Origin of the sequence: Bradyrhizobium sp. STM 3843 (assembly GCF_000239815.1) — a bacterium.
GTDB lineage: Bacteria > Pseudomonadota > Alphaproteobacteria > Rhizobiales > Xanthobacteraceae > Bradyrhizobium.
The window spans coordinates 1-25,275 of record NZ_CAFK01000246.1 but is presented as its reverse complement, the minus strand read 5'-3'; the positions used below and the strand labels follow the sequence as shown (position 1 = coordinate 25,275).

Sequence of the window (25,275 nt, the reverse complement as noted above, 5' to 3'; positions counted from 1 at the left end):
ATGCACTTCGCCTATGGCTTTTTGTTGCTGCCGGCGCTGCTGATGCCGCTGGGATCGGTCGCGCGCGCACAGGCGTTCGGCCCGGTCGGTGATGGCCCGGCCGGCGCACAGGTCTGGCGGATTCCGTCACAAGATCCGGCGCGGCCGGCTTTGGCGCTGCTCTACAGGCCTGCCGGCGCCGGGCCGTTTCGGCTCGCGGTCGTGGCCCATGCCTCGACACAGAATGCCCTGCGCCGCGCCCAGATGCCGCAGCCGGACTATCATGCGTTGGCGGCGTTGCTCGTGGCGCGCGGCTTCGCCGTGCTGGTGCCGGAGCGGCTTGGCCATGGCGCGACCGGCGGGGCGTATCTCGAGGACCAGGGCGGCTGCGAGGAGGCCGACTATCTCAACTCCGGCCGCGCCACGGCAGCGCAGATCTGGCGCGCGCTCACGTTCGTGCGAGATCAGGATTTCGTGCGCAAGGAGGGCGCCGTGATCATCGGCCATTCCGCCGGCGGCTGGGGCGCACTGGCCCTGACCGGGCGGGATCCGAAAATCCTTGCCGCGATCGTCGTGTTCGCACCGGGCCGCGGCGGTCACGCCGATGATGTCGCCGGACGCTTCTGCTCGCCCGAGCGGCTGGTCGAAGCGGCACGCGAATTCGGCCGGCACGCGCGGGTGCCAGTGACCTGGCTCGCGGCGGCCAATGACAGCTATTTCCCGCCGGCATTTTCGGGCCAGCTGGCCGAGGCGTTCAAGGACGGTGGCGGCAAGGTGACATTCTCGATACTGCCGGCCGCAGGCGAGGACGGACACTGGCTGGTCGAGCATGAGGATGGCGTGGCGCTGGCGGCCTATGCGCTGGACCGCGCGCTCAAGCGCGGCACGGCCGTGACGCGCGACACCGGTCAAGTCAGATGATCGAGCCACGATGACGCTGTATTTCCTGGTCAAATATCTGCACGTGCTTGGTGCCATCGTCATTCTCGGCACCGGGACGGGTATCGCGTTCTTCATGCTGATGGCGCATCGCAGCGGTGAGCCTGCCTTCATCGCGCGCAGCGCCGGCGTGGTGGTGACCGCGGACATGCTGTTCACGTTGTCGGCGGTGCTGCTGCAGCCGGTCAGCGGAGGTCTGTTGATGTGGCTGAGCTCGACCAGCCTTGAAGAGCGCTGGCTGATTACATCGCTCCTGCTGTATGCGATCGCCGGATTGTTCTGGGTGCCCGTGATCTTCATGCAGATCGAGCTACGCGATCTCGCGCGCAAGGCCGAAGCGGAATCGATGCCGCTGCCAGCGCGCTATTTCACGGTGTTCCGCCGCTGGTTTCTCTGCGGCATTCCCGGCTTCGGCTCGGTCATGGCCATTCTCTGGCTGATGATCGCGAAGCCATTTTGATGCTGGTAGCGATGAGCGTCACGCCAAACCCCCGCATCCTCGTGCTCGGCGCCTCCGGCCTGATCGGGCGCTTTGTTACCGACGATCTGCGTCGGCGCGGCTTCCATGTCGTCGGTGCCGCGCGGAAGTTCTCGGCGTCGCAGCGTGTCTCGCCGCTCGATCTGCAGGTGCCAATCCTATCGCTCGATGCCTCCGCGATGGCTGGGCTGCTCGTCGCCCACGACATCGGCGTGGTCGTGAATTGCCTGGGCGTGCTGCAGGACGCCCCTAGCAGCGACACCGGTGCCGTGCACTGCGAGTTCGTCGCGCGCCTGCTGGCGGCGATCGCGCGCTCCGAACGCGCGGTGCGCCTGATCCACATCTCGATTCCGGGCAGCGCGGATGACGACCGCACCGCGTTCTCCACCACCAAGCGCGAGGCGGAGCGCTTGATCGCGGCGTCAGGTGTCGCGCATGCGATCCTGCGTTCCGGCTTCGTGATCGCACCGAGCGCCTATGGCGGCAGCGCGATGGTGCGCGCGCTCGCCGCGCTGCCGTTTGAACTGCCGGACAAAGACCGCGCAACGCCGTTCCAACCGGTCGCGGTCGAGGATATCGCGGTGACGATTGCCTGGCTCGCGGCGCGTCCCCTGGACGAGGATGCGACCCGCGCGGTGAATTGGGATCTGATGCAGCCTCAACCGGTCACGATCGCCGGCGTGATCGAACGATTCCGGATCGCGCTCGGCACTAGCAGGCTGCGGCGGATCGCGCTGCCGCGTATGCTGCTCGATGTCGGCGCGCGGCTCGGCGATTGCGTCAGCTATCTCGGCTGGATGTCGCCGCTGCGATCGACGGCGCTGGCCGAATTGCGGCGCGGCGTGAACGGCGATCCGCAAGCCTGGATGGCCGCGACCGGTATTGTGCCGAAGGCGATCGACGACACCATTGGCGCCCATGGCGCCAGCATTCAGGACAAATGGTTCGCGCGGCTGTACCTGATCAAGGCGCTGACAATCGCCAGCCTTTCGCTGTTCTGGGTCGCCTCCGGCGTCATTGCGCTCCTGATCTCGTTCCCGGCGACGACTGCGATCCTGACCAGCCGCGGCTGGCCGGACGCGATTGCGACGCCTTTTGCGGCTATCACCAGCATGATGGACATCAGTATCGGCCTGTTGATTGCGGTTCGCCGCACGGCGGCGTTCGGCCTTGTTGCCGGCATCGTGGTCTCGCTCGGCTACCTGATCGGCTGCGCCATTTTCACGCCAGATCTCTGGCTCGAGCCGCTGGGCGCGCTGGTCAAGACCGGGCCCGCGATCGTGCTGATGCTGGTCGCGCTATCGACCTTGGACAACAGATGATGACGCAATGGCCCGACAATGACGTGATCCTCTACGACGGCGTCTGCGTGTTCTGCTCGCGCTGGGTGCAGTTCGTGATCGCGCGCGATCGCGACAAGCGTTTCCGCTTCACGCCGATCCAGTCGGCTTACGGCACACAGCTGGCGCGGGCGTTCGGCATCGATCCCCGTGATCCCGACACCAATGCCGTCGTGCATGGCGGCAAGGCGCATCTGAAATCCGATGCGGCGCTGACGGTGCTCTCGAACCTGCCGGGCTGGGGCTGGACGCGCACGCTGTTCGCGGTGCCGAAGCCACTGCGCGACATGGTCTATGGCCTGGTCGCGCGCAACCGCTACCGCATCTTCGGCAAGTACGAGTCCTGCTTCGTGCCGGATGCGGAGCTGCGGAAACGGGTGCTGGAGTGACCTCTATCGTGGTCGCCGGGACGACAGTAAGGCTTGCGTTACCGCGTCGTTCGAATAATTGATCGTTTCAATCGAACGATTTGTGCATTATAATGCGTTGGATCGATTGATTTGAGGATGAAATTCTCCCTCCGAACTCCGGTTTGGGAGATTGTTTCATGACCGCCCCTTCGCCTGACCTGGCTGCCGATGCATCCGCCATCGTCCCCCATCATCATCCCGTTTCTGTTTCGGTCCGGCATGGCGTGCCGGAGCTGTTGCCCGGTCTGTTGCTGTCAGCCGCGATCGCCGGCGCCGGTTTCGGCTTGCGGCAGTTGCCGGGGCTCGCCGTGTTCAGTCCGATGATCCTCGCCATCGTCAGCGGCATGGCCTTTCATAACCTGATTGGCACCCCTCACCGGGCCAAAGCCGGCGTGACCTTCTCGCTGCGGCGGGTGCTGCGGCTTGCCATCGTGCTGCTCGGCTTGCAGCTGACCGCAGAGCAGGTCGTCGAGGTCGGCGCGCGCGGGCTTGCGGTGATCGCGCTCAGCCTGACCGGCACCTTCCTGTTCACCGTGTGGATGGGTCGGCTGCTCGGGGTCGAGCGCAAGCTGACCGAGCTGATCGCGGCTGGCACCTCGATCTGCGGCGCGTCTGCGGTCATTGCCACCAACACGGTCACCCGTGCACCTGACGAGGACGTCGCCTATGCCGTGGCGTGCGTGACCGTGTTCGGGTCGGTCGCGATGTTCAGCTATCCGCTGCTGCCTGCGTTGTTGCACCTCGATGCGCATGACTACGGACTGTGGAGCGGCGCGTCGATCCACGAGATCGCGCAGGTGGTCGCGGCCGCCTTCCAGCAGGGGCAGCAGGCCGGCGAGTTCGGCACTGTCGCCAAGCTCGCTCGCGTGATGCTGCTGGCTCCGGTCGTGATCACGCTCGGCGTGTTGGCCGCGCGACGTGCGCGGCACGGCGGTCATGGTCATGCCGGCGCGAAAGCGCCGCTGCCGTGGTTCGTCCTGGGCTTTGTTGCGTTGGTGGGCGTCAACAGCATCATCACCATTCCCGCTGACGTCCGAACAATGATCGTGACCGCGACCACTTTCCTGCTGTCGATGGCGCTCGCCGCGATGGGGCTGGAGACCGATTTCGCCAAGCTGAAAGCCAAGGGACTGCGGCCGCTCACGCTCGGCCTGCTCGCCTTCCTCTTCATCGCAAGCTTCAGCCTGGCGCTGGTGAAGCTCACAACATAGGGCGACATGACGCTCGAGCAGCTCAGGATCTTCGTTGCCGTCGCGACCCGCGAGCATGTCACGCAGGCCGCGCGCGACCTGAACCTGACCCAGTCGGCGACGTCAGCGGCGGTGGCCGCGCTCGAAGCGCGCTATCAGACCAGATTGTTCGATCGCGTCGGTCGCCGGATCGTGCTTACCGCCGCCGGCAAGGCGTTTCTCGTCGAAGCCAAAAGCATTCTTGCCCGCGTCGTCAGCGCGGAGACCGTGCTCGATGATCTCGCAGGCCTCAAGCGCGGCTCGCTTGCGCTGGCTGCGAGCCAGACCATCGCCGGCTATTGGCTGCCGGCTTTCATTCACAAGTTCAATGCCGCGCATCCGGCGATTACGCTGTCGCTGTCGATCGGCAACACCGAGCAGGTCGCGGCTGATGTGCGCGAAGGCTCGGCTGACCTTGGCTTCGTCGAAGGCCACGTCGACGATCCCGCGCTCGCAGCGACCCCCGTGGCCGAGGATGAGCTGGTGCTGGTCACCCCGCCAGGTCATCCGCTCTGCCGGGCGTCATCGGTCACGGCCAGCGATCTGAGGTCGGCGCGCTGGGTGCTGCGCGAGGCGGGATCCGGCACGCGGTCGGTGTTCGAGGCGGCGCTCAGACAGCTCGGTGTCGATCCTGCCGAACTCGATGTCGCCTTCGATCTGCCGTCCAATGAGGCCGTCCGCGGCGCGGTCGAGGCCGGCGCGGGTGTCACCGTGATCTCCCGCCTTGTCGTCATCCGCGCCTTGAAGGCTGGCCTGCTGGCTGTGGCCGACCTCCCACTGCCCCGGCGGCATTTCTTCAGCCTGCGCCACAAGGAGCATCACCAGACCCAGGCGATGCGGGAATTTCTGCGGATGGCGGGTGAGGTGGGCTGATCAGGGCACGTCATTCCGGGATGGTCCGAAGGACCAGACCCGGAATCTCGAGATTCCGGGTTCAGCCGCTAACGCGGCTGCCCCGGAATGACGAGGAGAAAGCTACGGCCTCTTGAACGACCTCAGCACTTCTTGCGCGGCGCGTTCGCCGGAGTCGCGGGCGCCGTGGGCGGTGGAGAAGAAGTGAGGATGGGTGGCTTCGCCGGCGAAGAACAGCCGGTCGTCGACCGGCGAGGCCAGCACCGCGCGCTTGCCGGCGTGGCCCGGCAGGGCGTGCGAATAGGCGCCACGCGCAAACGGATCATGCGCCCAACGGGATTCCGCGAGCGGTTTGAGCTTCGCCCGGACGTCGTTGCCAAGCAGGGCCACCACCTCATCGATCGCCTGCGCGGCCAAAGCGCCGTCGCCGGCATCCTCCAGCTCGCGCGCGAAGCTGCCGCCGTAAAAGCCCTCGATGCAGGGCTGGCCGAACGGGCGCAGCTGGAAGCCGCCGCCGCCGACGCGCTCGTTCATGCCGCGCAGCCCACTGTCCTTCGGCAGATGGTCGTAGCCTTCGAGCGCCAGCATCACCTTGTTGTTGACACCGAGCGGCAGGCCCGCTGCGGCGTCGATCTTGTCGGTCAGCGCCGGCGAGAAGCGCAGCGCTTCGTCCGCGATCAGATTGGTCGGCACGGTGATGATGACCTTGTCGACGGTCAGCGTGCCGCGGCTGGTCTCGATCCGGAGGCGGGTGTCCGCGTGATCGATCAGGGTGACGTTGCAGTTGAACGCCGTCGGAATCGATGTGCCGTAGGCGGCGACGAGTGCACCATAGCCGCGGCGGACGCGCCAGTTGACGTCGCTGTCGATATAAGCCTCGCTGTCGATCAGCGAGGTCTGATCGAGCTCGCATCCGTTCACATAGGTGGCGATCGTGTCGATCATCGCATTCCAGCGATTGCCCGGCTCCAGATAGTCGCTGGCCGGCGCGTCATGGCCCGTTCTCACCGCCTCCGCCGCCGCTTCAGCGCTGCGCGTGTAGTACGCATCCAGCGCGGTCAAAAATTCTTCGCGTTCGGGACGCGGAAAGCAGGCGTCATAGGCCTGCTCGCGCCAGGGCGGGCGGCGCTTGTCGACCTTGAAGCCGAGCTTTTTGGCGATCGCAACGAATGAGTTCTGGTCGGCCGAATGCAGCCAGCCGCAGCCGCGGTCGAACGTCACCTCAGGGGAGGCCATGACGGTGTGGGCGCGGCCGCCGAGCCGGTCGCGCGCCTCCAGCACGATGAACGACAGGCCTGAGTCCTTCAGCGCATGCCCGGCACCAAGGCCGGCAGCGCCAGCGCCGATGATCGCGACGTCGATGGAGGAGGGGAGACTACTCACGAGTCGACTCCAGCTCGTTCGCCGTCGGCCATGCAGCCGCCCCACCCATCAGTGTCATCACCCGCGAAGGCGGGTGATCCAGTACTCCGAGACGAGCGTGTGACGCCGAGAGGCTGCGGATTACTGGATGCCCCGCCGGAGCCTGTCATCCGGCCGGCCAAGGGCCGGACCGGGTGGCGGGGCATGACGACGGTGGTAGTTGAGCCACCGTGCCCTACAGCGCTTCCGCGGCGCGCCCACGCCGTGGGCGTTACGCCACGGCTTCCTTGGCCTTCTCCGCGCGCTTGCGCTCGTTTGGATCGAGGTGCTTCTTGCGCAGCCGGATCGACTTCGGCGTCACCTCGACAAGCTCGTCGTCCTCGATATAGGCCAGCGCCTTTTCCAGCGTCATCCGGATCGGCGGCGTCAGCTTGACTGCTTCGTCCTTCGACGTGGTGCGGATGTTGGTGAGCTGCTTGCCCTTGAGCACGTTGATCTCGAGATCGTTGTCGCGGGTGTGCTCGCCGACGATCATGCCGCGATAGACCTTCCAGCCGGGCTCGATCATCATCGGGCCGCGGTCTTCCAGCTTGAACATGGCGTAGGCCACGGCCTCGCCCTGGTCGTTGGAGATCAGGACGCCGTTGCGGCGGCCCTGGATCTCGCCCTTGTAGGGGGCGTAGCCATGGAACAGCCGGTTCATGATCGCGGTGCCGCGGGTGTCGGTGAGCAGTTCACCCTGATAGCCGATCAGGCCGCGGGTCGGCGCGTAGAACACCAGTCGCAGCCGGTTGCCGCCGGACGGGCGCATCTCGATCATCTCGGCCTTGCGCTCGCTCATCTTCTGCACGACGACGCCGGAATGCTCCTCGTCGACGTCGATCACGACCTCCTCGATCGGCTCCAGCCACTGGCCGGTCGCCTCGTTCTTCTGCAGGACGACGCGCGGGCGTGACACCGAAAGCTCGAAGCCCTCGCGGCGCATGGTCTCGATCAGGATGGCGAGCTGCAATTCGCCGCGGCCGGACACTTCCATCGCGTCCTTGTCGGCGGATTCGATGACGCGCAGCGCGACGTTGCCCTCGGCCTCGCGCAGCAGACGGTCGCGGATCATGCGGCTCGTCACCTTGTCGCCCTCGGTGCCCGCCAGCGGCGAGTTGTTGACGATGAAGGACATCGACACGGTGGGCGGATCGATCGGCTGCGCCGCCAGCGGCTGCTCCACCGTCGGATCGCAGAAGGTGTCGGCGACGGTGCCCTTGGTCAGGCCCGCGATGGCCACGATGTCACCGGCCCCGGCCTCGTCGAGCGGCACACGCTCGATGCCGCGGAACGCCAGAATCTTGGAGATACGGCCCTGCTCGACCACCTTGCCCTCGGCGTTGAGCACCTTGACCGCCTGATTGGGCTTGATGCTGCCCGAGGTGATGCGGCCGGTGATGATGCGGCCGAGGAAGTTGTTGGCTTCCAGGATGGTGCCGATCATCCGGAACGGACCCTCTTCGACCGACGGCGCCGGCACATGGCGCAGCACCAGGTCGAACAGCGGCTGCATGCCCTGATCCTTCGGACCCTCGGGGCTGTCGGCCATCCAGCCCTGCTTGGCCGAGCCGTACAGGATCGGGAAATCGAGCTGCTCTTCGCTGGCGTCCAGCGCGGCGAACAGGTCGAACACCTCGTTGATGACCTCGGTCGGCCGCGCGTCGGGACGGTCGACCTTGTTGATGACGACGATCGGCTTCAGCCCGACCTTGAGCGCCTTGGAGACCACGAATTTGGTCTGCGGCAGCGGGCCTTCGGCGGCGTCGACCAGCACCAGCGCGCCATCCACCATGTTGAGGATACGCTCGACCTCGCCGCCGAAATCGGCGTGGCCGGGGGTGTCGACGATGTTGATGCGGGTGTCCTTCCACTGCACCGAGGCGGCCTTCGCCAGGATGGTGATGCCGCGCTCGCGCTCGAGATCGTTGGAGTCCATGGCGCGCTCGGCCACCTTCTGGTTTTCGCGGAAGGTACCGGATTGCTGCAGCAGGCGGTCGACCAGGGTGGTCTTGCCGTGGTCGACGTGGGCGATGATGGCGATGTTGCGAAGGTTCATGGTCGGGCTTCTTTAAGCTTTCTTAAGCTCGGGCTGTGTCCCCGGCGGCGCGCGCTCCTACAGGGAAATCAATCATTTAGCTATGGGGCGCGCTCGCGAAACGCGTCCAAGGCGGAGGGCGTCCCGCCCTCCAAAAAGGAAGCCCGGCCAAAGGGACCGGGCAAACCTGACGCGTTGCGGCGCAATATAGGCAGAAACTACCAAAAAACAATGACAATCAGTCCCGGTTCCGATCCGAATTCGTACCGGTGCCGCCGCCGTTCATTTCGGCCCAGCAGCTGGCTCCTCGGGAACCAAGGTCATGCGTAGCCCGTCAGCGCCAGCGGCGCAGCGCGAGCACGAACAGCGCTAGGCCTGCGGCAGCCGCGCCGAGGAAGATCAGCCCGATCGGGCTGGTCCAATCGCTGGACTTTAGCTGCTGGCCAAACACGAGGATGACGCAGGCGCTGGGAAACATCAGGACCAGGCCGGCAAGCACCATCAACCCGGTCAGGCAACCCTCGCCCTGCTGCTCGGGCGGGTAGGGCTGGCGAGGTGGGAGTGGCGGCGGGGTGCTGTCGTGCTCACTCATGGCGGCGCGGCCTCATGAGCCAGATTGCGAAGAAAATCAGGAGCCCGCCGAGAGAGATCGCGCCGAGCACGAGCCAACCGAACGAAGTGGCGAGATCGGACGCACGCAAGCCGCCGACGAGACATAACCCCGGTACCAGCAACGCAAGCGCGATCAGTACAAGAAAGACAGCGAATACTGCCGTGAAGCAGCCTCCCAGTACAGAGGGCCGAGGCTTCTGCTGCGGTGAGAATGAACCGGAATCCGGATCGCTCATGCCCGGCCTTTCGCCAGCCGCTTACGGATGCCGTCAATGGCCCCGTTGCGATAGAACAGGTTGTATGTGTCGAACGGGATGATCTCGCCGCTTTCGGTCACGAAATGGATGCACGAGCGCTTGACGTTGCCGACGCAGAAATTGAAGCGGTCGAGAAATTGCACGATGGTGACGCGGAAGACGTTTTCGTAACCGAGGTTCTCCGGCACTTCGACCGCCGGCAGGCAGCACAAAAACTCGGCGACGCGCTGGCCGGTGTTGAGGGGACCTGACGACAGCGAGAACAGCTCGATGAATTTCTCGCGCAGCGCCGGATACTTTTCCGGGCTGATCGTATTCGGCATCACCGACAGCAGCTCCTCCTGCGGAATCATCGAGGTCAGCGGCAGCACGGTGGTGCCGTTGCGCAGGCCGTAGCCGATCGAGATGCTTTCGGGGTTGCAGGGCAGCGGGATCATGTCCTGCTCGCCGAACACGCCGGTCTCGACGACGCGCCGGCGGATCTCCGACAGCATGATGCGGTCGGTATCCTTGTTGAAGTTCTCGTTGCGGCCGGCATCCTGCACCGGCTGCAGCGTCACGCCGCGGACGCAGCGCCATTGCAGCGCGTGGCGGACGATGTCGCCGATCTCGTGATCGTTGACGCCGCGCTTCACAGTGACGACCAGCGTGGTCGAAAGCCCGTGCCGTTCGAGAGCCTCCAGCGCCTCCTGGCGGATGCGGCGCAGATCGGCGCCGCGCAGCTCGGTGAGCCCCTCGCGCGAGAGCGAATCGAACTGCAGATAGACTTCCAGGCCGCGCTTGTTTTCCGCCAGCCGAGCTACGAAATCCGGCTCGCGGGCAATCCGCAAGCCGTTGGTGTTGATCATCACATGGCGGATCGGGCGCGCCCGGACCGCGGCGAGAATGGCGAAGAAATCCGGATGCAGGGTCGGCTCACCGCCGGAGATCTGCACCAGGTCCGGCTCGCCCTCGCTTCGGACCAGCGCATCCAGCATCCGCTCGATCGTCGGGAGCGGCGTGAAATGCGAGCGCTGCGGCGAGGACTCCGCGAAGCACACCGGGCAGGTCAGATTGCAGTGGTCGGTGATCTCGATCAGCGCCAAGCAGGAATGCTGCTCGTGATCCGGGCAGAGGCCGCAATCATAGGGGCAGCCGAATTCAGTGCGGCGTTGAAAGGCGAGCGGCGTGTCGCCCGGCTTGATGAAGTCCTTGCAGCGCCGCCAATAGGCCGCGTCGTTCGAGATCAGCGTCGATTGCACCCCGTGCTCCGGGCAGCGCTTCTCGTACCAGACCTCATTGTCGAGGATCTGAATCTTGGTCGGCACCAAAGCGAGGCAGGTTTCGCAGAGCGATTCGGTCTGGCCCCAGAACACGTAGGGCCGGGATTTACGCAACGGCGCGTTCATGCATGACCTTTGCTGGCGGCGCTGTCGCCAGCATGGCGGCACTGTAGGCGACAATGCCGAGCGACAGCAGGTGAAACAGCGTCAGCGGTCCGACGATTGGACCGTAGGGCTTGAGGAGTTCCCACAGGAAGCGCTGGGCGCCGTAGAAGCCGAGCGCGAGGTAGAAGCCGTTGGCGATGATGGCTTCGTTCCGCCGCAGCACGGCGGCGACGTAAGCGGCCGCGAAGGCGGCCATCGCGGCGCTCTCATAGAGCTGCACCGGATGACGTGGGATGCCGTCGCCGAAATCATGACCCCAGGGCAGCGTCGTCGGCGTGCCGTAGGTGAAGTCGTCGAGCCCGGCCACATAGCAGCCGATCCGGCCGACCGCGATGCCGAGCGCCAGCGGCAGCGCGAAACGCGCGCCGGTGCGCAAGGTGATGCCATGCCGCCATTTGTACAGCTCGACGGCGACGATGCCGCCGGCCAGCGCGCCTTCGACCGAGCGCGCGACGCCGGCAAGGCCGGAAAGCCAAAGATTGAGGGTGCCGAACAGATACGCGCCAACGCCGGCGCCGAACAACAGCGCCGCGACGTAGGGCCACGCGGTCGACTGCTGCGGAAAGCTCAGGCGCTGGACGCGCGACAGCCACCAGCCCGCGGCGCCCGCGGCGAGCCAGGCAACAACGTCGAAGGTCGCATGCAGAGCCGCCCCGTCCATGACCCCCCATCGTCCGGCTAGCGGTCCGGACTATGGCAAGTTCCGCTCGGGGATGGCAAATGCCATTTGCAAGGGCGGCTAGCCGACCGCGGCCTGATCGGTCGGATAGACGCCGCGCAGCACCTCCTCGAAATGGCTCTTCACCGCTTCGTTGCAGAGGCAGGAGCGGTGCTTCAGCGCGTCTGCCGCGCGCACCATGATCGCACCGCGCCGGGTGTCCAGGATGCCTTCGGCCTTGAAGGTCTGGATCACGCGGCTGGCATAGCTGCGCCCGACCCCGAGCAGGGTCGCGAGCTGCTCGTGGGTCAGCGGCACCGTACCGTTGCCATCGGTGCGCTCCATGGCCGAGATGATCCATTTCGCCGTGCGCTGCTCGATCGAGTGGATGGCATTGCAGGCGCTGGACTGGAACATCTGCGCCAGCATGCAGTCGGCGTAGCGGGCGAACACGTTTCGCAAGGTCTTCGATTGCAGCTTGGCGGCGGCCAGCCGGGCGACGGGAAGCCGGGCAAACGGGCCGCCGAATTTGACGACGATGCGCGTATAGGCTGGCAGATACCCTTCGCTGACGATACCGCCGACTGCGCCTTCGCGGCCGACCAGAATGGTCTCGACGTCACGGCCGTCCTCGTTGGCAACGAGATAGGACGTCAGCGCCGGGCCGCAGGGAAAATGCACGATCTGCACGTCGTCGCCCGGACTGTAGAGCAGCTCGTTCGGCGTCGCGCGGTCCTCGGTCAGGTAGGGTGCGATCAGCGCGTAGTCCGCCGGGCTCAGCCGCCGCAGGAGATTGTTGTCGGGGCGTTCCCGGGCAAGTGTCGTCACACCTTGGCTCAGCATCTCGGCTCCCCTGCGGCACGCATGCGTGATCTGTGCACCTTGTGTTCACAAGTGCACCGACAAAGGAACTCTGGTATGGTGGTTTCGTTCCAGGAACCCGCCGGCGTGCTTGTGCGAAGGCGCTGGCTGCGGGGGCCGTCCTCCATATCTGGAACCCCGCTTATGACCGGCTCGCAGCCCGGCTTGCCCGCGTATTATCAGGACGTTCTGATCGTCGAGGACGATCCGATCATCGCGCTGGGTCTGGAAGATACGATCCTCGGCTTCGGCGTGCCGGCCGTGCGCGTCGCCGCAAGCGTTGCAAAAGCGCTTGTCATGATCGATGCACGTGCGCCGGATTTCGCGCTGCTCGATGTCGGCCTCGTCCGCGAGAACAGCTTTGCGGTGGCTGAGCGGCTCGCCGCGCTGCAGATTCCCTTTGCGTTTGCGACGGGGTACGACGCCGACCGCGTGCCGGCGGAATTTGCCGACCGGCCGCGGCTGCCGAAGCCGTGCTCCCTCGATGCGCTCGAAGCGGCGCTGCGGCGGAAGGGCTGACGCCGCCGCTCGGTGCCAGGAGCTTGCTTGAAAGCCTCTCCCCGCGCGGGGAGAGGGACGAACTGTGCGAGCGATGGCCGGGTCAGCAGATGTCGCTTACCCCAGCTTCGGATCGAGCGTGGTCGACCACAGCGCGATGTCGGTGCGATCGCGCAATGTCACGGTCATCTGCCCGGTGGCACCCTCGATCTTGACGTGGCCGAAGAACTGCATGCCGGCTGACGGCGGCAGGTTCTGCTTGTCGAGGCCGGGCGCCTTGATGAAGCGCACCTCGGGGCCGAAGGTGTTGTCGAGCTCGTTCGGCCCGAACGTGCCGGCGTGCAGCGGGCCGGAGACGAATTCCCAGAACGGCTCGAAATCCTGGAACTGCGCCTTGTTCGGATCGTAGTAATGCGCCGCGGCGTAATGCACGTCGGCGGTCAGCCACACCGTGTTCTGGATCGGCGCCGTCTTGATGAAGCGGAGGATCTCGGCGATCTCGAGCTCGCGGCCGCGCGGCGGGCCATCGCCCTGCGCGAAGGCTTCGGAGCCCTTTTTGTTGGCGGCATCGTCATAGACGATCAGGCTGAGCGGCATGTCGGAGGCGATCACCTTCCAGGTCGCGCGCGAGTTCAACAGCGCCCGCTTCAGCCAGCGCATCTGCTCCGGCCCAATGAAATAGGCGTCGGGGCCATATTCGCTCTGCTGGTTCGGACCGTTGGGGCCGCGATAGGAGCGCTCATCCAGCATGAAGACGTCGAGATGCGGCCCGTAGGAGATGCTGCGATAGACGCGCCCGGGCTCGACGATGCTTTCGCGCAAGGGATACATCTCGTGGAAGGCGCGCGCGGCGCGCGCCGCCAGCAGCTGGATGTTGCGCTCCTTGTAGGTCGCGGGGAGATCCTTCGAGGCGGACCAGTTGTTGGTCACCTCATGATCGTCCCACTGCACGAAGATCGGCACCTCGGCATTGAAGGCGCGGACATTGTCGTCAAGGAAATTGTACTTATGCGCTGCGCGGAATTCGTCGAGGGTTTCGGCGACCTTAGCCTTCTCCGGGATGGTCAGGTTCTTCCACAGCTTGCCGTCGGACAGCTTGACCTCGGAGGTGATCACGCCGTCGGCATAGATGGTGTCGCCGGAATGGATGAAGAAATCCGGCCGGTGCTTCTTCATCGCCGAAAAGGTGAACATGCCGCCGTCGTCAGCATTGATGCCCCAGCCTTGCCCTGCGACATCGCCGCCCCACACGAAGCTGACGTCGCGCTTGTCCGACGGCGCGGTGCGGAAGCGGCCGGTCACCGGCTCGCTTTCGACATCGGGATGCGACAGGTCGCGGAATTTGACGCGGTAGAAGATATCCTGGCCGCCCGGCAGGTTCTCGACCAGCATCTTGGCGGTGTAGTCGCTTTCCGGCAGCGCCGCGATCGGCGGCAGCGCGCGGGCATCCTTGAACGTGTCTGACGTCGCGACCTCGACCAGCATCTGCGAGGGGCGGTCGGCGCGCGACCAGATCACACCGCCATCCATGGTGACGTCACCGGACTGCACGCCGTGGGTGACCTGCGGCCGGTCGGAGGCGCGGCTGAGGTAGGGCAGGGCCAGCGTGCTGACGCCGGCAGCGGCCGCGGTGGAGAGGAAGCGGCGGCGCGACAGCCTGCGCAAATTGTGGCGTGGGATTCGGATCGTCATGGACATCTCCCGGGTCGGCCGACGGACTGTGCCGGCGCAACGGCGCAAGACAGGTAGGAAAACTCCGTGACATCCGGATTACAGCGGAACGCCGCTGTGGCGGATTGCGATTGATGACCGCCTGTCCGGTATGCGCCGGCGATGCTGATCCAGCTAGGTGCCCGTGGCGCGCAATTGCGCGCCGGTGCGCTGAAGATTTTGCGGCATGCTCATCAGGATCAATTTGCGATCGGCCACCGCGTTGTGGAACTGCTCGAGCGCGATGTTGAAGGCGGTCAGCGCGGCGTGATCGATCGCGCCGTCCTCGAAACAGGCCAGCGTGTTGCGCAGGATATCGTCGGCCTCGCTCTGCAGATTGTCGAGCTCCTCGGAGGAATCGCTCTTGCGCGCGATCGTGATCATGTCGAGCAGCCGGTCGCGCATCGAGGTGTTGATGATCCGCTCATCCTTTTTCAGGTAGCCGGCAAACCATGCGCCGGCCGAGCCCATCGCGGACAGCGCCATCAGTCCCCACCAGATGAAATCGCTGTAGCGGTCGAGGAAGGTCTTTTCCTCGCCGTCGACGAAGGCGGCCGCGCCCGGATGCGCCGGGATGGCGGCGTCCTTATCGGTATCGGGGGTCTCGATCTTGGCGGCCAGCGGGAATTCCGACATCAGCTGCTGACGCACCGAGAACAGCTGGCGGGTGAAGGCCGCAACCGTCGATTCCGACAGGCCCTTGCGCGCCACGACGTGGTGGTTGAAGCTGATCGTCTTCACCTCGTCATCGGGCCGGTCCGGCGAGCCGCCGAAGGCGCCGGCCGGGATGTCGGCCGATTCATATTCCTGGTGGTTCTGCGCGATTGCTTCCGCCGAGTCGATGGCAAGGAAGGTCGGCGTGCCGCCGTCCTTGGTCGAGGCAGCGATCGCTTCGGTCGTGATCTTGCTGTTGACGGGCCCCGCCGCCAGCCAGACGTCGGCCTTCTGGCTGCGCACCGCATCCAGGGCCTCTGTCACCGGGAATTGGAGGATCTCGACCTTGCCGGGATCGACGCCATATTGCTGCAGGATCACCTTGAGCAGGTTGACGTTGGCGGGGGTGCGGCCGATGACGCCGATCTTGTGGCCGGCAAGCTGCGAGATCTTGGTGATCTTGCCGCCTTTCTTGCCCTTGCCGCGACCCGCCGGCACCCACAGCACCACGACATTCTTGCGCAAGGTCGCAACGGCTTGCGCATTCTTCGGCACGTTGAGGTCACCTCTGATGATGGCGAGATCGACCTTGCCGTCGGCGAGCGCCTGCGCGCTTTCAGCGGCGCCTTCGGTCTGCACCGGTCGCAGCCGCACATAAGAATGATTTTGCGAAAAGGCCTGGGTCAGCGCCTGCACCACCTTGAGGTCGTCGCTGTTGGGGGGGCCGACCGCGATCTTCAGCGGCACCGGGCGCATCGCGAAGTAGTAGCCGCCAGCCAGCGCGCCGATAATCGCGAGGAGGCCCGCGATGACGATGAACACGGCAGGACGCACCGTGACGCGCGGTGTCGCTGGGGTCTGAGCTTCCACCAGGTCCAATCCTCCCATGATCGCGCTGGCAACAATCGCCGAGGGTCTGGTTCCAAGCCGCTAGACCAAACTTGTAGCAAATATCTTGCAACAGCAGGGTTACATCTGCGTCATGGTTACTCGGATGTGCGCAAGTCGTCTGAATGCGACAGATCCATGATTTCGGGTCTGTTCCGGTGAAGGTTCCCCTTGCGGCGAACGGGCGCGGGCAGAAGTATGTTTGTACCGGATCTGTCGGTCGCGCCGTGTCCGGCGTGGGCTGTGCCCTCATCGGGGACAAATGAGGGAAAATGAACGAGAGGGAGTCCGATCATGGCGGAGCGATTGTCGGCCGACGCACGGGCCTCAGCCCTGGAGACGCTTTCCGGCTGGACTGAACTGACCGGGCGTGAAGCGATCACCCGGACCTTCACCTTCAAGGACTTCAACGCCGCGTTCGGCTTCATGTGCAGGGTCGCGCTGGTGGCCGAAAAGCGCGACCATCATCCGGAATGGCGCAATGTCTACCGCACCGTCGAGGTGGTGCTGGCGACGCATGACGCCGGTGGCGTCACCGCCCTGGATATCGAGCTGGCCCGGGCGATGGACGCAATCGCCACGCAGATGGGCGCTTGAGCCGTCGGTCTTCCTTGCTCAAGCGCTGCTCCTGCATGTCTTGCGGGCAGCGTTGCCGTCACCACATTTTGGCAGGGACACTGTCGACGTATGACAGAAGGGGAACCAGACGTGGCATCCGACAGCACCGACTACACCGTGGGTTTCGAACCGGCCGAGCGCCTGGCGCGGGACCGCGACAGCGTGCGCCGCAGGTTCTGGATCAAATTCAAGCGCGTGATGGCGAAGCTGCCCTTCGCCGAGGACCTGCTGGCCGCCTATTACTGCGCGTTCGATCATGAGACGCCGCGGCATGTGCAGGTCGCGCTGCTCGGCGCGATCGCCTATTTCATTCTGCCGTTCGACTTCATTCCGGACATGATGCCGGTGCTCGGCTTCACCGATGACGCGGCGGTGCTCGCCACCGCCATTCGCATGGTCGCCTCGCACATCACGCCGGACCATCGCGCCGCCGCCCGCGCTGCCCTGAAGCGGGGGCTGGACGACGCGGCAAAGGCGGACGAGACGACCTGACCTGCGTCGATACGCCTCCCGGTAACAGGGCCGTTGCCAAGCAAGCGAGCCCGAAAACAAGAAGCCCCGCGGTGATGCCGCGGGGCTTCTGTTTGCTTTGCCTGAGCTAGCTAAGCGTTCGTGTCTTCAGCGCTGGCCCGTCTGGGCGCGTGTGTTGCCGGTCCGTTCGGCTTCCCAGGCCTGAAACTGCTTGAACAGGGCTTCGCGATCGGCGTCGGACTGCACACGCTTGGCCGCGTTGCTCTGCTTCATGAAATCATCAAACCGGTCGCGCGCCGAGCCTTCGAAGGAATGGGTCTCCAGCCACTGCTTCGCGTAGGGGAAGCGTTGCCAGCCCGCGAGCGGCGCCGACAGCGACACCTCTTTCCACTTCGGATGGAAGGGCGGCTTCTGGAAGCCCGGAAACTTCGAAAAGAAAGCGTCAACGAAAAGGGAGAGCTTGCGATAACGGTCGGTGTTCGGCGCCCAGTTGTAGGCAGCGAGCACCGCGGGCACCGCGATGGTGTCGACCTTGTCGCCTTCGGCGATCAGGTTCGGATAGTCCTTGGAGGTGAGGGTTGCCGGCAGATAATCGGTCTGCAGCGGCCGCTCGTAGTCGACATTCACGAGATGGAAACGGCCGCCGTCATTGACGAAGTTGCTGACCGACTTATAGGGCTTGCCGCCGACCACGATGACGGCATCGAGCTCGCCCTTCTTCAGCCTCTCCATCGCGATGCGCTGCTCAACATAGCGGAAGTTGGAGGCGTTGAGCCCGAGCCGCTCGAAGGTGGTCAACGCGGTGACGAACGTGCCGCCGTCCGGAAGGTCGACGCTGACCCGCTTGCCGTCGAGTTCGCGCAGGCTGTGGACGGAAAGCGGCGCGATCACCTGCATTTCCTCGTTGTAGAGCTTGGTCACATAGGTGAACTGCTTCTTGATGTCGTGCGCGAAGCCCTTGCGCTCGAGATAATCGAGGGTGTCGGCGCGCACCACGCCGAGATCGACGCCTTGCAGGAACAGAATGTCGGCCACGCTCTGCACCGAGCCGCGGCCCACGATCGGCAGCACGCGCAGCTTGTTGCCCTCATCGAGCACCGAGGAGAGGTCGGCGCCGAACTGCACATAGGTGCCGCCGATGGTGCCGGTGATCATCGTCACGGTGTTGGCGTTGAGCGCCTGCTTGGTCTGCGCCGAGCCGAACTGGAAGATGGCCTTGAGGCTGTCGCTGACCTTAGCCGGATCGTATTCTTCTGCCGCATGAGCGCTGAACGCGGCCGTCATCATGATGGCAGCAAGGGCTGCCAGCCCACTGAAACGTGTCATGTGTTCCCCTGCCTTGGAAGTCTATAATTAGTTCTGCAATTGATCGAGGCGTCGCTGCGCCTCGGCAGAGCCGAGCTGGGCAGCGCGACGATACCAAGTGCGCGCTGCCGTCGGATCGGCGTTGATGTTGCGGACGTCGCTCGTCCCCAGCACCTGAACGTCGTAGGTCTGGGCCAGCATCAGCGCTGCGCCGGCTTCCTGCGCGTCGGCGGCGCGCTCGAGCAACAGCCGCGCGGCGGGAATGTCGCCGGCCGCCAGCAGGCTCCTGGCCCGCTTCATGATTCCGGCAAGCTCGTCGGCATCCATGCGACGGGCTCTGGGCTGCTGGGACTGCATCGGAGCGGTCACCGACGGTCCCACGATGGCGGGGGCCACGATGGCGGTCGCCGCACCCGGAGCGGTGATCGAATTTGGCGCGGTGACAACCGGCGCCGACGCGGCCGGTGGCGGCGCGACAGGTGCCGGCGGCGCAGCAGCGACCACCGGTTCGACCACAGCGCGGTTCTGCAACGCGGCCTGATAGGCGTTGGCGATGTCCTCACGGCTCGGCGCGACCGAGGCGGTCTGCACCGGGGTGCTGACCGGCGCCTGCGATGGCGGCAGCCGGGCCGGCTCATTCAGTTGCAGGTCGCGCGCGGTCAATTGCGTGTCGGCTGGCTGCGGCGGCGCGGTCGGATCGGTGGGCGCACCGATGATCGAGGCCTTGGCCGTGGCGATCAGGTCGCGCGTCGCATCCGACGTCACGAGGGCGAACAACATCGCCACGCCGGCAGCAGCGACAACGGCGAGCAGGATGCGCGACGACAAGGACGCGCGTCGCGGGCGCGCTGGCCAATGCTCCTCATAGGGAAGGCCCGCCCCGTCATGTTCATCGTCGTAGTCCGACAAGAACATCGGCATTGAATCGTCGGAAGGATAGGTGTCCTGAGATGACCGTCCGAAACGGTAGACCCCCGGCCGTTCTTGGGCGGTCTCCTCGGGATACGAACTATATTCGGGACCGCCTGAAACTCTGTCGTGTGACCGACCGTAGGTCGTACGCTCACCCATAGCTATTCCCCATCATCTTCACGCAACAATTGTGACCTTCAAGCTGTCAGACTTCAAGGCCAGTCGCTTTTGCTAGAGGCACCCCATTGCCTTGCCTAATTGACTATCCGAATCGGCCCAAAAGTGGACGACCGCTGGCGTGAATCTGGAAAATCCTTGATCTCATTGCGGCATAGACATGCAAAACAGCGTGCAGTTAAAACCGGAATCGTAAGGAGAACAGTAACTAAGTGTTAACATTAACCATGCCACAATTTTTCTCGGTTGTATTTATCCGTAAATACACGGATCGTGATTTTCGTCCTCCAATTGATCTGGCTCGATGTCGATTTCACGCTCGCTGTGGCTTCGCCGCATCGGTGGACTGCGTCCATTCCGTGTATTTCCACAGAATACACGGTTTACTTGCGTTCTTTTCAGTTTTTCAGAATAAGGCAACGCCACAAATGTGGCCGCGCGACACGGCGTCGCGCGGCAGGCATGTTTCTTCAGCATGCTTCTGCTGAGGTTGCGGCCGCGGATGTGACGCAATGACGCGCGTCCCGCGATCTGCCGCGCCGCTCAAGGGTGCAAGATCACCTTGCCCATGGCTTGGCGCCCACCGAGAACCTTTAAGGCATCGGCGGTCTGTGACAGCGGGAAGACGCGGTCCACATGGGACGATAGCTTGCCTTCGGCCGTCCAGCGCGCAAGCTTTTCCAGATTGGCGCGGTGTTTGGCCGGGTTGACCCTCGTCCAGGCGCCCCAGAACACGCCGCGGATATCGCAGCCTTTCAGAAGCGCGAGGTTGAGCGGCATCTTTGGAATGTCGCCCGCGGCAAAGCCGATCACCAGAAACCGCCCCTCCCAGGCGATCGAGCGCAGCGCGGCTTCGGCGTAAGCGCCTCCGACCGGATCGAAGATGATGTCGACGCCCTTGCCGTCGGTCAGCCGACGCAGGCCTTCCTTTAGATCCTCTTTCGCGTAGTTCAGGGTCAGCTCGGCACCATGCGCCTTGGCGAAGGCGAGCTTTTCGTCACTTGACGCGCAGGCGATGACCTTCAGGCCCATCAGCTTGCCGAGCTCGCACGCCGCAAGCCCGGTGCCGCCGGCGGCGCCGAGCACGGCCAGCGTTTCGCCGGGCTTTGGACTGGCGCGATCCTCAAGTGCATGCAGCGCCGTGCCGTAGACGATGATGATGCCGGCCGCACGGTCGAAATCGAGATTGTCCGGGATCTTCACGATGGATGCTGCCGGCAGCGCAATCTTTTCCCGCGCGCCGTTGTGCCCGCAGGAGGCCATCACGCGGTCGCCCACCTTCAGATCCGTCACGCCGTCGCCGACGCTCTCGATCACGCCCGCGACCTCTGCGCCGGGCGAGAATGGAAACGGCGGTTTGATCTGGTACTTGCCCTGAATCATCAAGATATCGAAGAAATTCAGCGCAGCCGCCTTGATCGCAATCACCGCCTCACCGGGTCCCGCGACCGGATCGGCGACATCGGCCAGGACGAGGTCGTCGGGTTGGCAGTATTGCGAGCACAGAATGGCTTTCATGGGCGCTCCTGATGTTTCTTGTTGGTCGAACGATGCTGGTAGCGTTTCCCAATGTCGCGAAGCTTGCGGCAGGCTGCTGTGCGAGTTCGCGAGGGGAACCGGCGCATTGTTCTCATGCCGGATTTGCGAATGCGCCACAATCGCCTTCCTGTTTGCGGCGAGACATTGCGATCTTTTGCCGGCAGGCGGTCGATGGGAGTTGCGTTCGCCTTGCAACAGCGCACCTTTTTGGCGATATCCGTCGCGCAGGGTGATCAGGCCGGGCCATCTTCCAGTCACAATATTGATGGAACCAAGACTGGGTGCCGCGAATTTGAGGTTCCGGTCGGTTCACCACGCGCGTCATCGGAACTTCAATTCAAAGCCGCACTCATTCATGGTTTGCTAGTGCTCTTCGATTCCAAAGTTCGCAGCCGAGGGCGTCGCGATAGGGTACGAACTCCGGAATCGGTGCACTAGGGGGAAGCACGTCTCATCATGGTCTTCGGGCGACGACTGACAGCGCTGGCGGCGGGCGCCGCGCTTGTGTTCGGCGGTGCGAGCCTCGCAGCGGCGCAGAACGCAGCGCCCAAAGCTGCACCCAAGGCGGCGCCGAAGCAGGAGGCGAAAACGGCCGTGCCAAGTGTCGGCGGAGCCGAGCCGACCTTGATCGGCCAGTTCGGCGGCTGGGGCGCCTATACAGCGACGCCGAACGGAAAGAAGGTCTGCTTCGCGCTGGCCAAGCCGACCGCGTCCAAGACAAATCCCCCCAACCGGCCGCGTGACCCGGCTTATGCCTTCGTCTCGACCCGCCCCTCCGAAAAGGTGTTCAACGAGGTGTCGATCATGATCGGCTACGCCTTGAAGCCCGGTTCGGAATCGACACTGGAGGTCGGCGGCGCGTCTTTCGCGATGTACACCCAGGGCGACGGGCTGTGGATCAAGAACGCGGCTGAAGAGGAGCGCATGGTAGACGCGATGCGCCGGGCCCCTGAGGCCGTGGTGAAGGGGCTCTCCGCTAAGGGGACCGAGACCACCGATACGTTCTCGCTGAAAGGTCTCGCGCAGGCGCTCGACCGCATCGCCCAGGATTGCAAGCGTTAACGGATCGCTCCAAACCGTGCCGGTTCCGGTCGCAATTGCAGCGGAACTTGCTATATAGAGCGAGTATGGGCGCCTTGGGCCGGCAGTGTCGGCGAGCGCGCAGAATTTGGGTCCCTTCACATGACATCGACTGCCGAGTTGCGCGAAAGCTCTGCGCCCCTCGAAAAGATTCCGCTCGAAAGCTACGTGCCGCCGGCCAAGCCGTCGCTGCTCGGTCTGTCGCGCACGGAACTCGCGGCGCGGCTGGGCGACATCGGCGTGCCGCCGCGGCAGCAGAAAATGCGGGTTCAGCAGCTCTGGCACTGGATCTATTTCCGCGGCGCCAGGAGCTTCGAGGAGATGACGTCCGTCTCCAAGGACACGCGCGCCGCCTTGGCCGAGCACTTCACGGTCGACCGGCCCGAGGTGGTCGCCGAGCAGATCTCCAATGATGGCACCCGCAAATGGCTGTTGCGGCTGCCGAGCGGCGACACTCTGCAGAAGGCCCATGAGGTCGAGTGCGTCTACATCCCCGAGACCGACCGCGGCACGCTGTGTGTGTCCTCGCAGGTCGGCTGCACCTTGAACTGCGCGTTCTGCCACACCGGCACGCAGCGCCTGGTGCGCAATCTCACCGCGGGCGAGATCATAGGCCAGGTGATGGTCGCGCGTGACCGGCTCAACGACTGGGCTGACCGCGAGACGCCGCATGGCAACCGGCTCGTCACCAATATCGTGATGATGGGCATGGGAGAGCCGCTCTATAATTTCGATGCGGTGCGCGACGCGCTGCTGATCGCCTCCGACAATGAGGGCATCGGCATCTCCCGCCGCCGCATCACGCTGTCGACCTCCGGCGTGGTGCCCAACATCCTTCGCGCCGGCGAGGAGATCGGGGTGATGCTGGCGATCTCGCTGCATGCGGTGCGCGACGAGCTGCGCAACGAGCTGGTGCCGTTGAACCGCAAATATCCGATTGCCGAACTTCTGCAGGCCTGCCGCGACTATCCCGGAGCCTCCAATGCGCGCCGGATCACATTCGAATATGTGATGCTCAAGGGCGTCAACGATTCGCTCGACGATGCCCGCCTGCTGGTGAAGCTGCTCAAGGGCATTCCGGCCAAGATCAACCTGATCCCGTTCAATCCCTGGCCCGGCTCGGCCTATGAATGTTCGGATTGGGAGCAGATCGAGAAATTCTCCGAATACATCTTCAACGCCGGCTATTCCTCGCCGGTGCGCACGCCGCGCGGCCGCGACATTCTCGCGGCCTGTGGTCAGCTGAAATCGGAGACCGAAAAGCTCTCGGCGCGCGAGCGCGAGGCGTTGCGCGCCATGGCGATGACGGATTGAATATTGATCGGTGCGCTCGTCTGCTGATCATGGTCGTCACGGCCGGGCTTGAACCGGCCATCCACGTGCCTGCTCAGGAGAGAAAGACGTGGATGCCCGGGACAAGCCCGGGCATGACGAGAAGGGAAGCGGAGCTTCGATTGCCTAGCATCGGTTTTCTGCGATGGCGCTGATCGGCCGGCTGTTCGTGATCGTGTTCGGCTTCCTCGCCGCGTGTTTCGTGGCTGGAATGATCGTCGTCACCGCGATCCTGTTTCCTGAATTCTCCGATCTTGGCGAAGGACCGATCGATCAGGGCGCGCTCGACGTGATCATCGGCTTCGGCTTCATCTTCGTCTCCGGCTTTGCGCTGATCCCGGCCATTCTGATCGCGCTGATCACCGAGGCGTTCTCGATCCGCAGTGTGCTCGCCTATGCCATCGGTGGCGGCGTGGTCGGCCTGGCGTGCTATCTCGGCCTGGTGCCGTTCGATCCCGACACCTTTCGTTTTGAAGGCATCGTGCGGCGGCATCTCGAGATCATGACCGGTGCCGGCATCGTCGGCGGTCTGGTCTATTGGCTGATCGCCGGCCGCAGTGCGGGGCTCTGGCGCGAGCCGCCCGCTGGAACGCCGCCACCTCCGCCCCTGCCGTCGGGCTCGGTGCGGTGAGAGGACAGCAGTACTTTCCACGTTTCCCGTTGTCGGCTAAACGCAAGCCATGAACCGGACCGGACTTTTCGTCGCGCTATCGCTGGCGCTGATCATCGGGGTCGTGTTCGGGATCTATCCCGAGCTCGACCTCAAGCTCGCCGCGTTGTTCTATGATCCGAAGACGCACAGCTTTCCGCTGAAGCTCGATGGCTACGCCTCGTTCGCGCGGGATGCTGCGATGTGGGTCGCGTGGGGCCTCGCTCTGCCCTCGATCATCGCTCTGGTGGTGAAGCTGATCCGGCCAGACCGGCCGCTGCTGGTGAGGGGCCGCACCATGGCCTTCCTGCTGCTCACTTTGTCGCTGTCGGCCATCGTGCTCTCCAATCTCACCTTTAAATCCCATTGGGGCCGGCCGCGCCCGGTCGTCGTGACCGAGTTCGCGGGCGACCTGCCGTTCGTGCCGTGGTGGGACCCGCGCGGCCGCTGCGGCCGCAACTGCTCGTTCTTCTCCGGCGAGGGCGCCACCGCGTTCTGGACCCTGGCGCCGGCCGCGCTGACCCCACCCGCGGTGCGGCCGTTTGCCTATGCGGCCGCGACCCTGTTCGGCCTTGCCACCTCGGTGTTGCGCATGGCCTTCGGCGGGCATTTCTTTACCGATATCGCCGCCGCGGGCCTCGTCACCTTCCTCGTGATCTGGCTCGCGCATGGCTACATCTATCGCTGGCCGTCGACCCGCCTGTCGGATGAGGCGATCGATGCCGCGCTGACCCGCTTCGCCTGGCCCGGCTACCGGCTGATGCGGCGGCTGTTGCGCCGCCGGCGCGAACCGCGGGCGAGCCCGGCGGCGTGAGGGTAGGTCATGGCGCACAAACGTGGTGCCCAAGCTTGCGAAATTTGATATTCGCGCCCCAATTCGCCGGACGCATCAGCCCTTACGATGATTGGAAGCTCACATGAGTACGATCCTGAAAAGCCTGCCCACAGGGGAAAAAGTCGG

25 protein-coding genes are annotated in these 25,275 nt (G+C 64.7%); 13 read left to right on the top strand and 12 right to left on the bottom strand.

Annotated elements, in window-relative coordinates:
- From BRAS3843_RS25275 to BRAS3843_RS25250, 6 genes are all read left to right on the top strand, one after another.
- A complete protein-coding gene (locus tag BRAS3843_RS25275; RefSeq protein WP_008971934.1) occupies positions 1-900 on the top strand; it encodes a prolyl oligopeptidase family serine peptidase in 900 nt (299 codons plus the stop codon).
- A gap of 10 nt (positions 901-910) precedes the next feature.
- Positions 911-1,378, top strand: coding sequence for a DUF2269 domain-containing protein (locus BRAS3843_RS25270; RefSeq protein ID WP_008971933.1), 468 nt, complete (start codon positions 911-913; stop codon positions 1,376-1,378).
- 11 nt (positions 1,379-1,389) lie between these two features.
- Positions 1,390-2,718 (top strand): SDR family oxidoreductase, encoded by a 1,329-nt coding sequence (locus BRAS3843_RS25265; RefSeq protein WP_008971932.1) that lies wholly within the window; start codon positions 1,390-1,392, stop codon positions 2,716-2,718.
- On the top strand, positions 2,718-3,125 hold the full coding sequence (locus BRAS3843_RS25260; RefSeq protein ID WP_008971931.1) for a thiol-disulfide oxidoreductase DCC family protein: 408 nt from the start codon (positions 2,718-2,720) through the stop codon (positions 3,123-3,125). Before BRAS3843_RS25265 ends, BRAS3843_RS25260 begins: the two co-directional genes overlap by 1 nt.
- A gap of 257 nt (positions 3,126-3,382) precedes the next feature.
- Complete coding sequence (locus BRAS3843_RS25255; protein WP_008971930.1) at positions 3,383-4,357, top strand: YeiH family protein; 975 nt, start codon at positions 3,383-3,385, stop codon at positions 4,355-4,357.
- Between the two features lie 6 nt (positions 4,358-4,363).
- Positions 4,364-5,248: a LysR family transcriptional regulator gene (locus BRAS3843_RS25250; RefSeq protein ID WP_008971929.1), complete on the top strand. Its 885-nt coding sequence runs from the start codon at positions 4,364-4,366 to the stop codon at positions 5,246-5,248.
- A 102-nt stretch (positions 5,249-5,350) separates the two neighbouring features.
- On the opposite strand, the gene BRAS3843_RS25245 is transcribed toward BRAS3843_RS25250, so the two are convergent.
- The 7 genes from BRAS3843_RS25245 to BRAS3843_RS25215 all read right to left on the bottom strand — a co-directional run bounded on the left by BRAS3843_RS25245 (position 5,351) and on the right by BRAS3843_RS25215 (position 12,463).
- The gene (locus BRAS3843_RS25245; RefSeq protein ID WP_008971928.1) at positions 5,351-6,610 is read right to left on the bottom strand and encodes an NAD(P)/FAD-dependent oxidoreductase; all 1,260 of its coding nucleotides are present in this window, start codon (positions 6,608-6,610) and stop codon (positions 5,351-5,353) included.
- A gap of 250 nt (positions 6,611-6,860) precedes the next feature.
- On the bottom strand, positions 6,861-8,687 hold the full coding sequence (typA, locus tag BRAS3843_RS25240; protein WP_008971927.1) for a translational GTPase TypA: 1,827 nt from the start codon (positions 8,685-8,687) through the stop codon (positions 6,861-6,863).
- 313 nt (positions 8,688-9,000) lie between these two features.
- Positions 9,001-9,258: a hypothetical protein gene (locus BRAS3843_RS25235; protein WP_008971926.1), complete on the bottom strand. Its 258-nt coding sequence runs from the start codon at positions 9,256-9,258 to the stop codon at positions 9,001-9,003.
- Positions 9,251-9,514 carry a hypothetical protein gene (locus BRAS3843_RS25230; protein WP_008971925.1) on the bottom strand — a complete coding sequence of 88 codons (264 nt, stop codon included), beginning with the start codon at positions 9,512-9,514 and terminating at the stop codon, positions 9,251-9,253. Before BRAS3843_RS25230 ends, BRAS3843_RS25235 begins: the two co-directional genes overlap by 8 nt.
- On the bottom strand, positions 9,511-10,923 hold the full coding sequence (locus BRAS3843_RS25225) for a radical SAM protein (RefSeq protein WP_008971924.1): 1,413 nt from the start codon (positions 10,921-10,923) through the stop codon (positions 9,511-9,513). The genes BRAS3843_RS25230 and BRAS3843_RS25225 overlap by 4 nt, the downstream gene beginning before the upstream one ends.
- A complete protein-coding gene (locus tag BRAS3843_RS25220; protein WP_008971923.1) occupies positions 10,904-11,623 on the bottom strand; it encodes a prolipoprotein diacylglyceryl transferase family protein in 720 nt (239 codons plus the stop codon). The genes BRAS3843_RS25225 and BRAS3843_RS25220 overlap by 20 nt, the downstream gene beginning before the upstream one ends.
- A 78-nt stretch (positions 11,624-11,701) precedes the next feature.
- The gene (locus BRAS3843_RS25215) at positions 11,702-12,463 is read right to left on the bottom strand and encodes a helix-turn-helix domain-containing protein (RefSeq protein ID WP_008971922.1); all 762 of its coding nucleotides are present in this window, start codon (positions 12,461-12,463) and stop codon (positions 11,702-11,704) included.
- Positions 12,464-12,625: 162 nt separating this feature from the next.
- On the opposite strand from BRAS3843_RS25215, the gene BRAS3843_RS25210 reads away from it, so the two are divergent.
- Positions 12,626-13,000, top strand: coding sequence for a response regulator (locus BRAS3843_RS25210; RefSeq protein ID WP_008971921.1), 375 nt, complete (start codon positions 12,626-12,628; stop codon positions 12,998-13,000).
- A gap of 96 nt (positions 13,001-13,096) precedes the next feature.
- Here the strand turns inward: BRAS3843_RS25210 and BRAS3843_RS25205 are convergent, their stop codons facing one another.
- On the bottom strand, positions 13,097-14,671 hold the full coding sequence (locus BRAS3843_RS25205; RefSeq protein WP_008971920.1) for an alkaline phosphatase D family protein: 1,575 nt from the start codon (positions 14,669-14,671) through the stop codon (positions 13,097-13,099).
- Between the two features lie 153 nt (positions 14,672-14,824).
- Positions 14,825-16,165, bottom strand: coding sequence for a TRAP transporter substrate-binding protein (locus BRAS3843_RS25200; RefSeq protein WP_008971919.1), 1,341 nt, complete (start codon positions 16,163-16,165; stop codon positions 14,825-14,827).
- A gap of 360 nt (positions 16,166-16,525) precedes the next feature.
- Here BRAS3843_RS25200 and BRAS3843_RS25195 point away from each other — a divergent pair, with 360 nt between their 5' ends.
- Entirely contained in the window at positions 16,526-16,828 is a 303-nt protein-coding gene (locus BRAS3843_RS25195) for a 4a-hydroxytetrahydrobiopterin dehydratase (RefSeq protein ID WP_008971918.1), read from the top strand.
- Positions 16,829-16,939: 111 nt separating this feature from the next.
- Positions 16,940-17,341 carry a YkvA family protein gene (locus tag BRAS3843_RS25190; RefSeq protein ID WP_244425466.1) on the top strand — a complete coding sequence of 134 codons (402 nt, stop codon included), beginning with the start codon at positions 16,940-16,942 and terminating at the stop codon, positions 17,339-17,341.
- Between the two features lie 126 nt (positions 17,342-17,467).
- Here the strand turns inward: BRAS3843_RS25190 and BRAS3843_RS25185 are convergent, their stop codons facing one another.
- The 3 genes from BRAS3843_RS25185 to BRAS3843_RS25175 all read right to left on the bottom strand — a co-directional run bounded on the left by BRAS3843_RS25185 (position 17,468) and on the right by BRAS3843_RS25175 (position 21,232).
- Positions 17,468-18,646, bottom strand: coding sequence for a TAXI family TRAP transporter solute-binding subunit (locus BRAS3843_RS25185; RefSeq protein WP_008971916.1), 1,179 nt, complete (start codon positions 18,644-18,646; stop codon positions 17,468-17,470).
- 27 nt (positions 18,647-18,673) lie between these two features.
- The gene (locus BRAS3843_RS25180) at positions 18,674-19,696 is read right to left on the bottom strand and encodes a hypothetical protein (protein ID WP_008971915.1); all 1,023 of its coding nucleotides are present in this window, start codon (positions 19,694-19,696) and stop codon (positions 18,674-18,676) included.
- A gap of 561 nt (positions 19,697-20,257) precedes the next feature.
- Complete coding sequence (locus BRAS3843_RS25175) at positions 20,258-21,232, bottom strand: NADPH:quinone oxidoreductase family protein (protein WP_008971914.1); 975 nt, start codon at positions 21,230-21,232, stop codon at positions 20,258-20,260.
- A 477-nt stretch (positions 21,233-21,709) separates the two neighbouring features.
- Between BRAS3843_RS25175 and BRAS3843_RS25170 the strand changes: the two genes are divergently transcribed.
- The 4 genes from BRAS3843_RS25170 to BRAS3843_RS25155 all read left to right on the top strand — a co-directional run bounded on the left by BRAS3843_RS25170 (position 21,710) and on the right by BRAS3843_RS25155 (position 25,128).
- Positions 21,710-22,315 carry an invasion associated locus B family protein gene (locus BRAS3843_RS25170; RefSeq protein WP_008971913.1) on the top strand — a complete coding sequence of 202 codons (606 nt, stop codon included), beginning with the start codon at positions 21,710-21,712 and terminating at the stop codon, positions 22,313-22,315.
- Positions 22,316-22,435: 120 nt separating this feature from the next.
- Positions 22,436-23,647: a 23S rRNA (adenine(2503)-C(2))-methyltransferase RlmN gene (gene rlmN / locus BRAS3843_RS25165; RefSeq protein WP_008971912.1), complete on the top strand. Its 1,212-nt coding sequence runs from the start codon at positions 22,436-22,438 to the stop codon at positions 23,645-23,647.
- A 163-nt stretch (positions 23,648-23,810) separates the two neighbouring features.
- Positions 23,811-24,296 carry a hypothetical protein gene (locus BRAS3843_RS25160; protein ID WP_008971911.1) on the top strand — a complete coding sequence of 162 codons (486 nt, stop codon included), beginning with the start codon at positions 23,811-23,813 and terminating at the stop codon, positions 24,294-24,296.
- A 49-nt stretch (positions 24,297-24,345) separates the two neighbouring features.
- A complete protein-coding gene (locus BRAS3843_RS25155; protein WP_008971910.1) occupies positions 24,346-25,128 on the top strand; it encodes a phosphatase PAP2 family protein in 783 nt (260 codons plus the stop codon).
- Positions 25,129-25,275 lie beyond the last annotated feature (147 nt).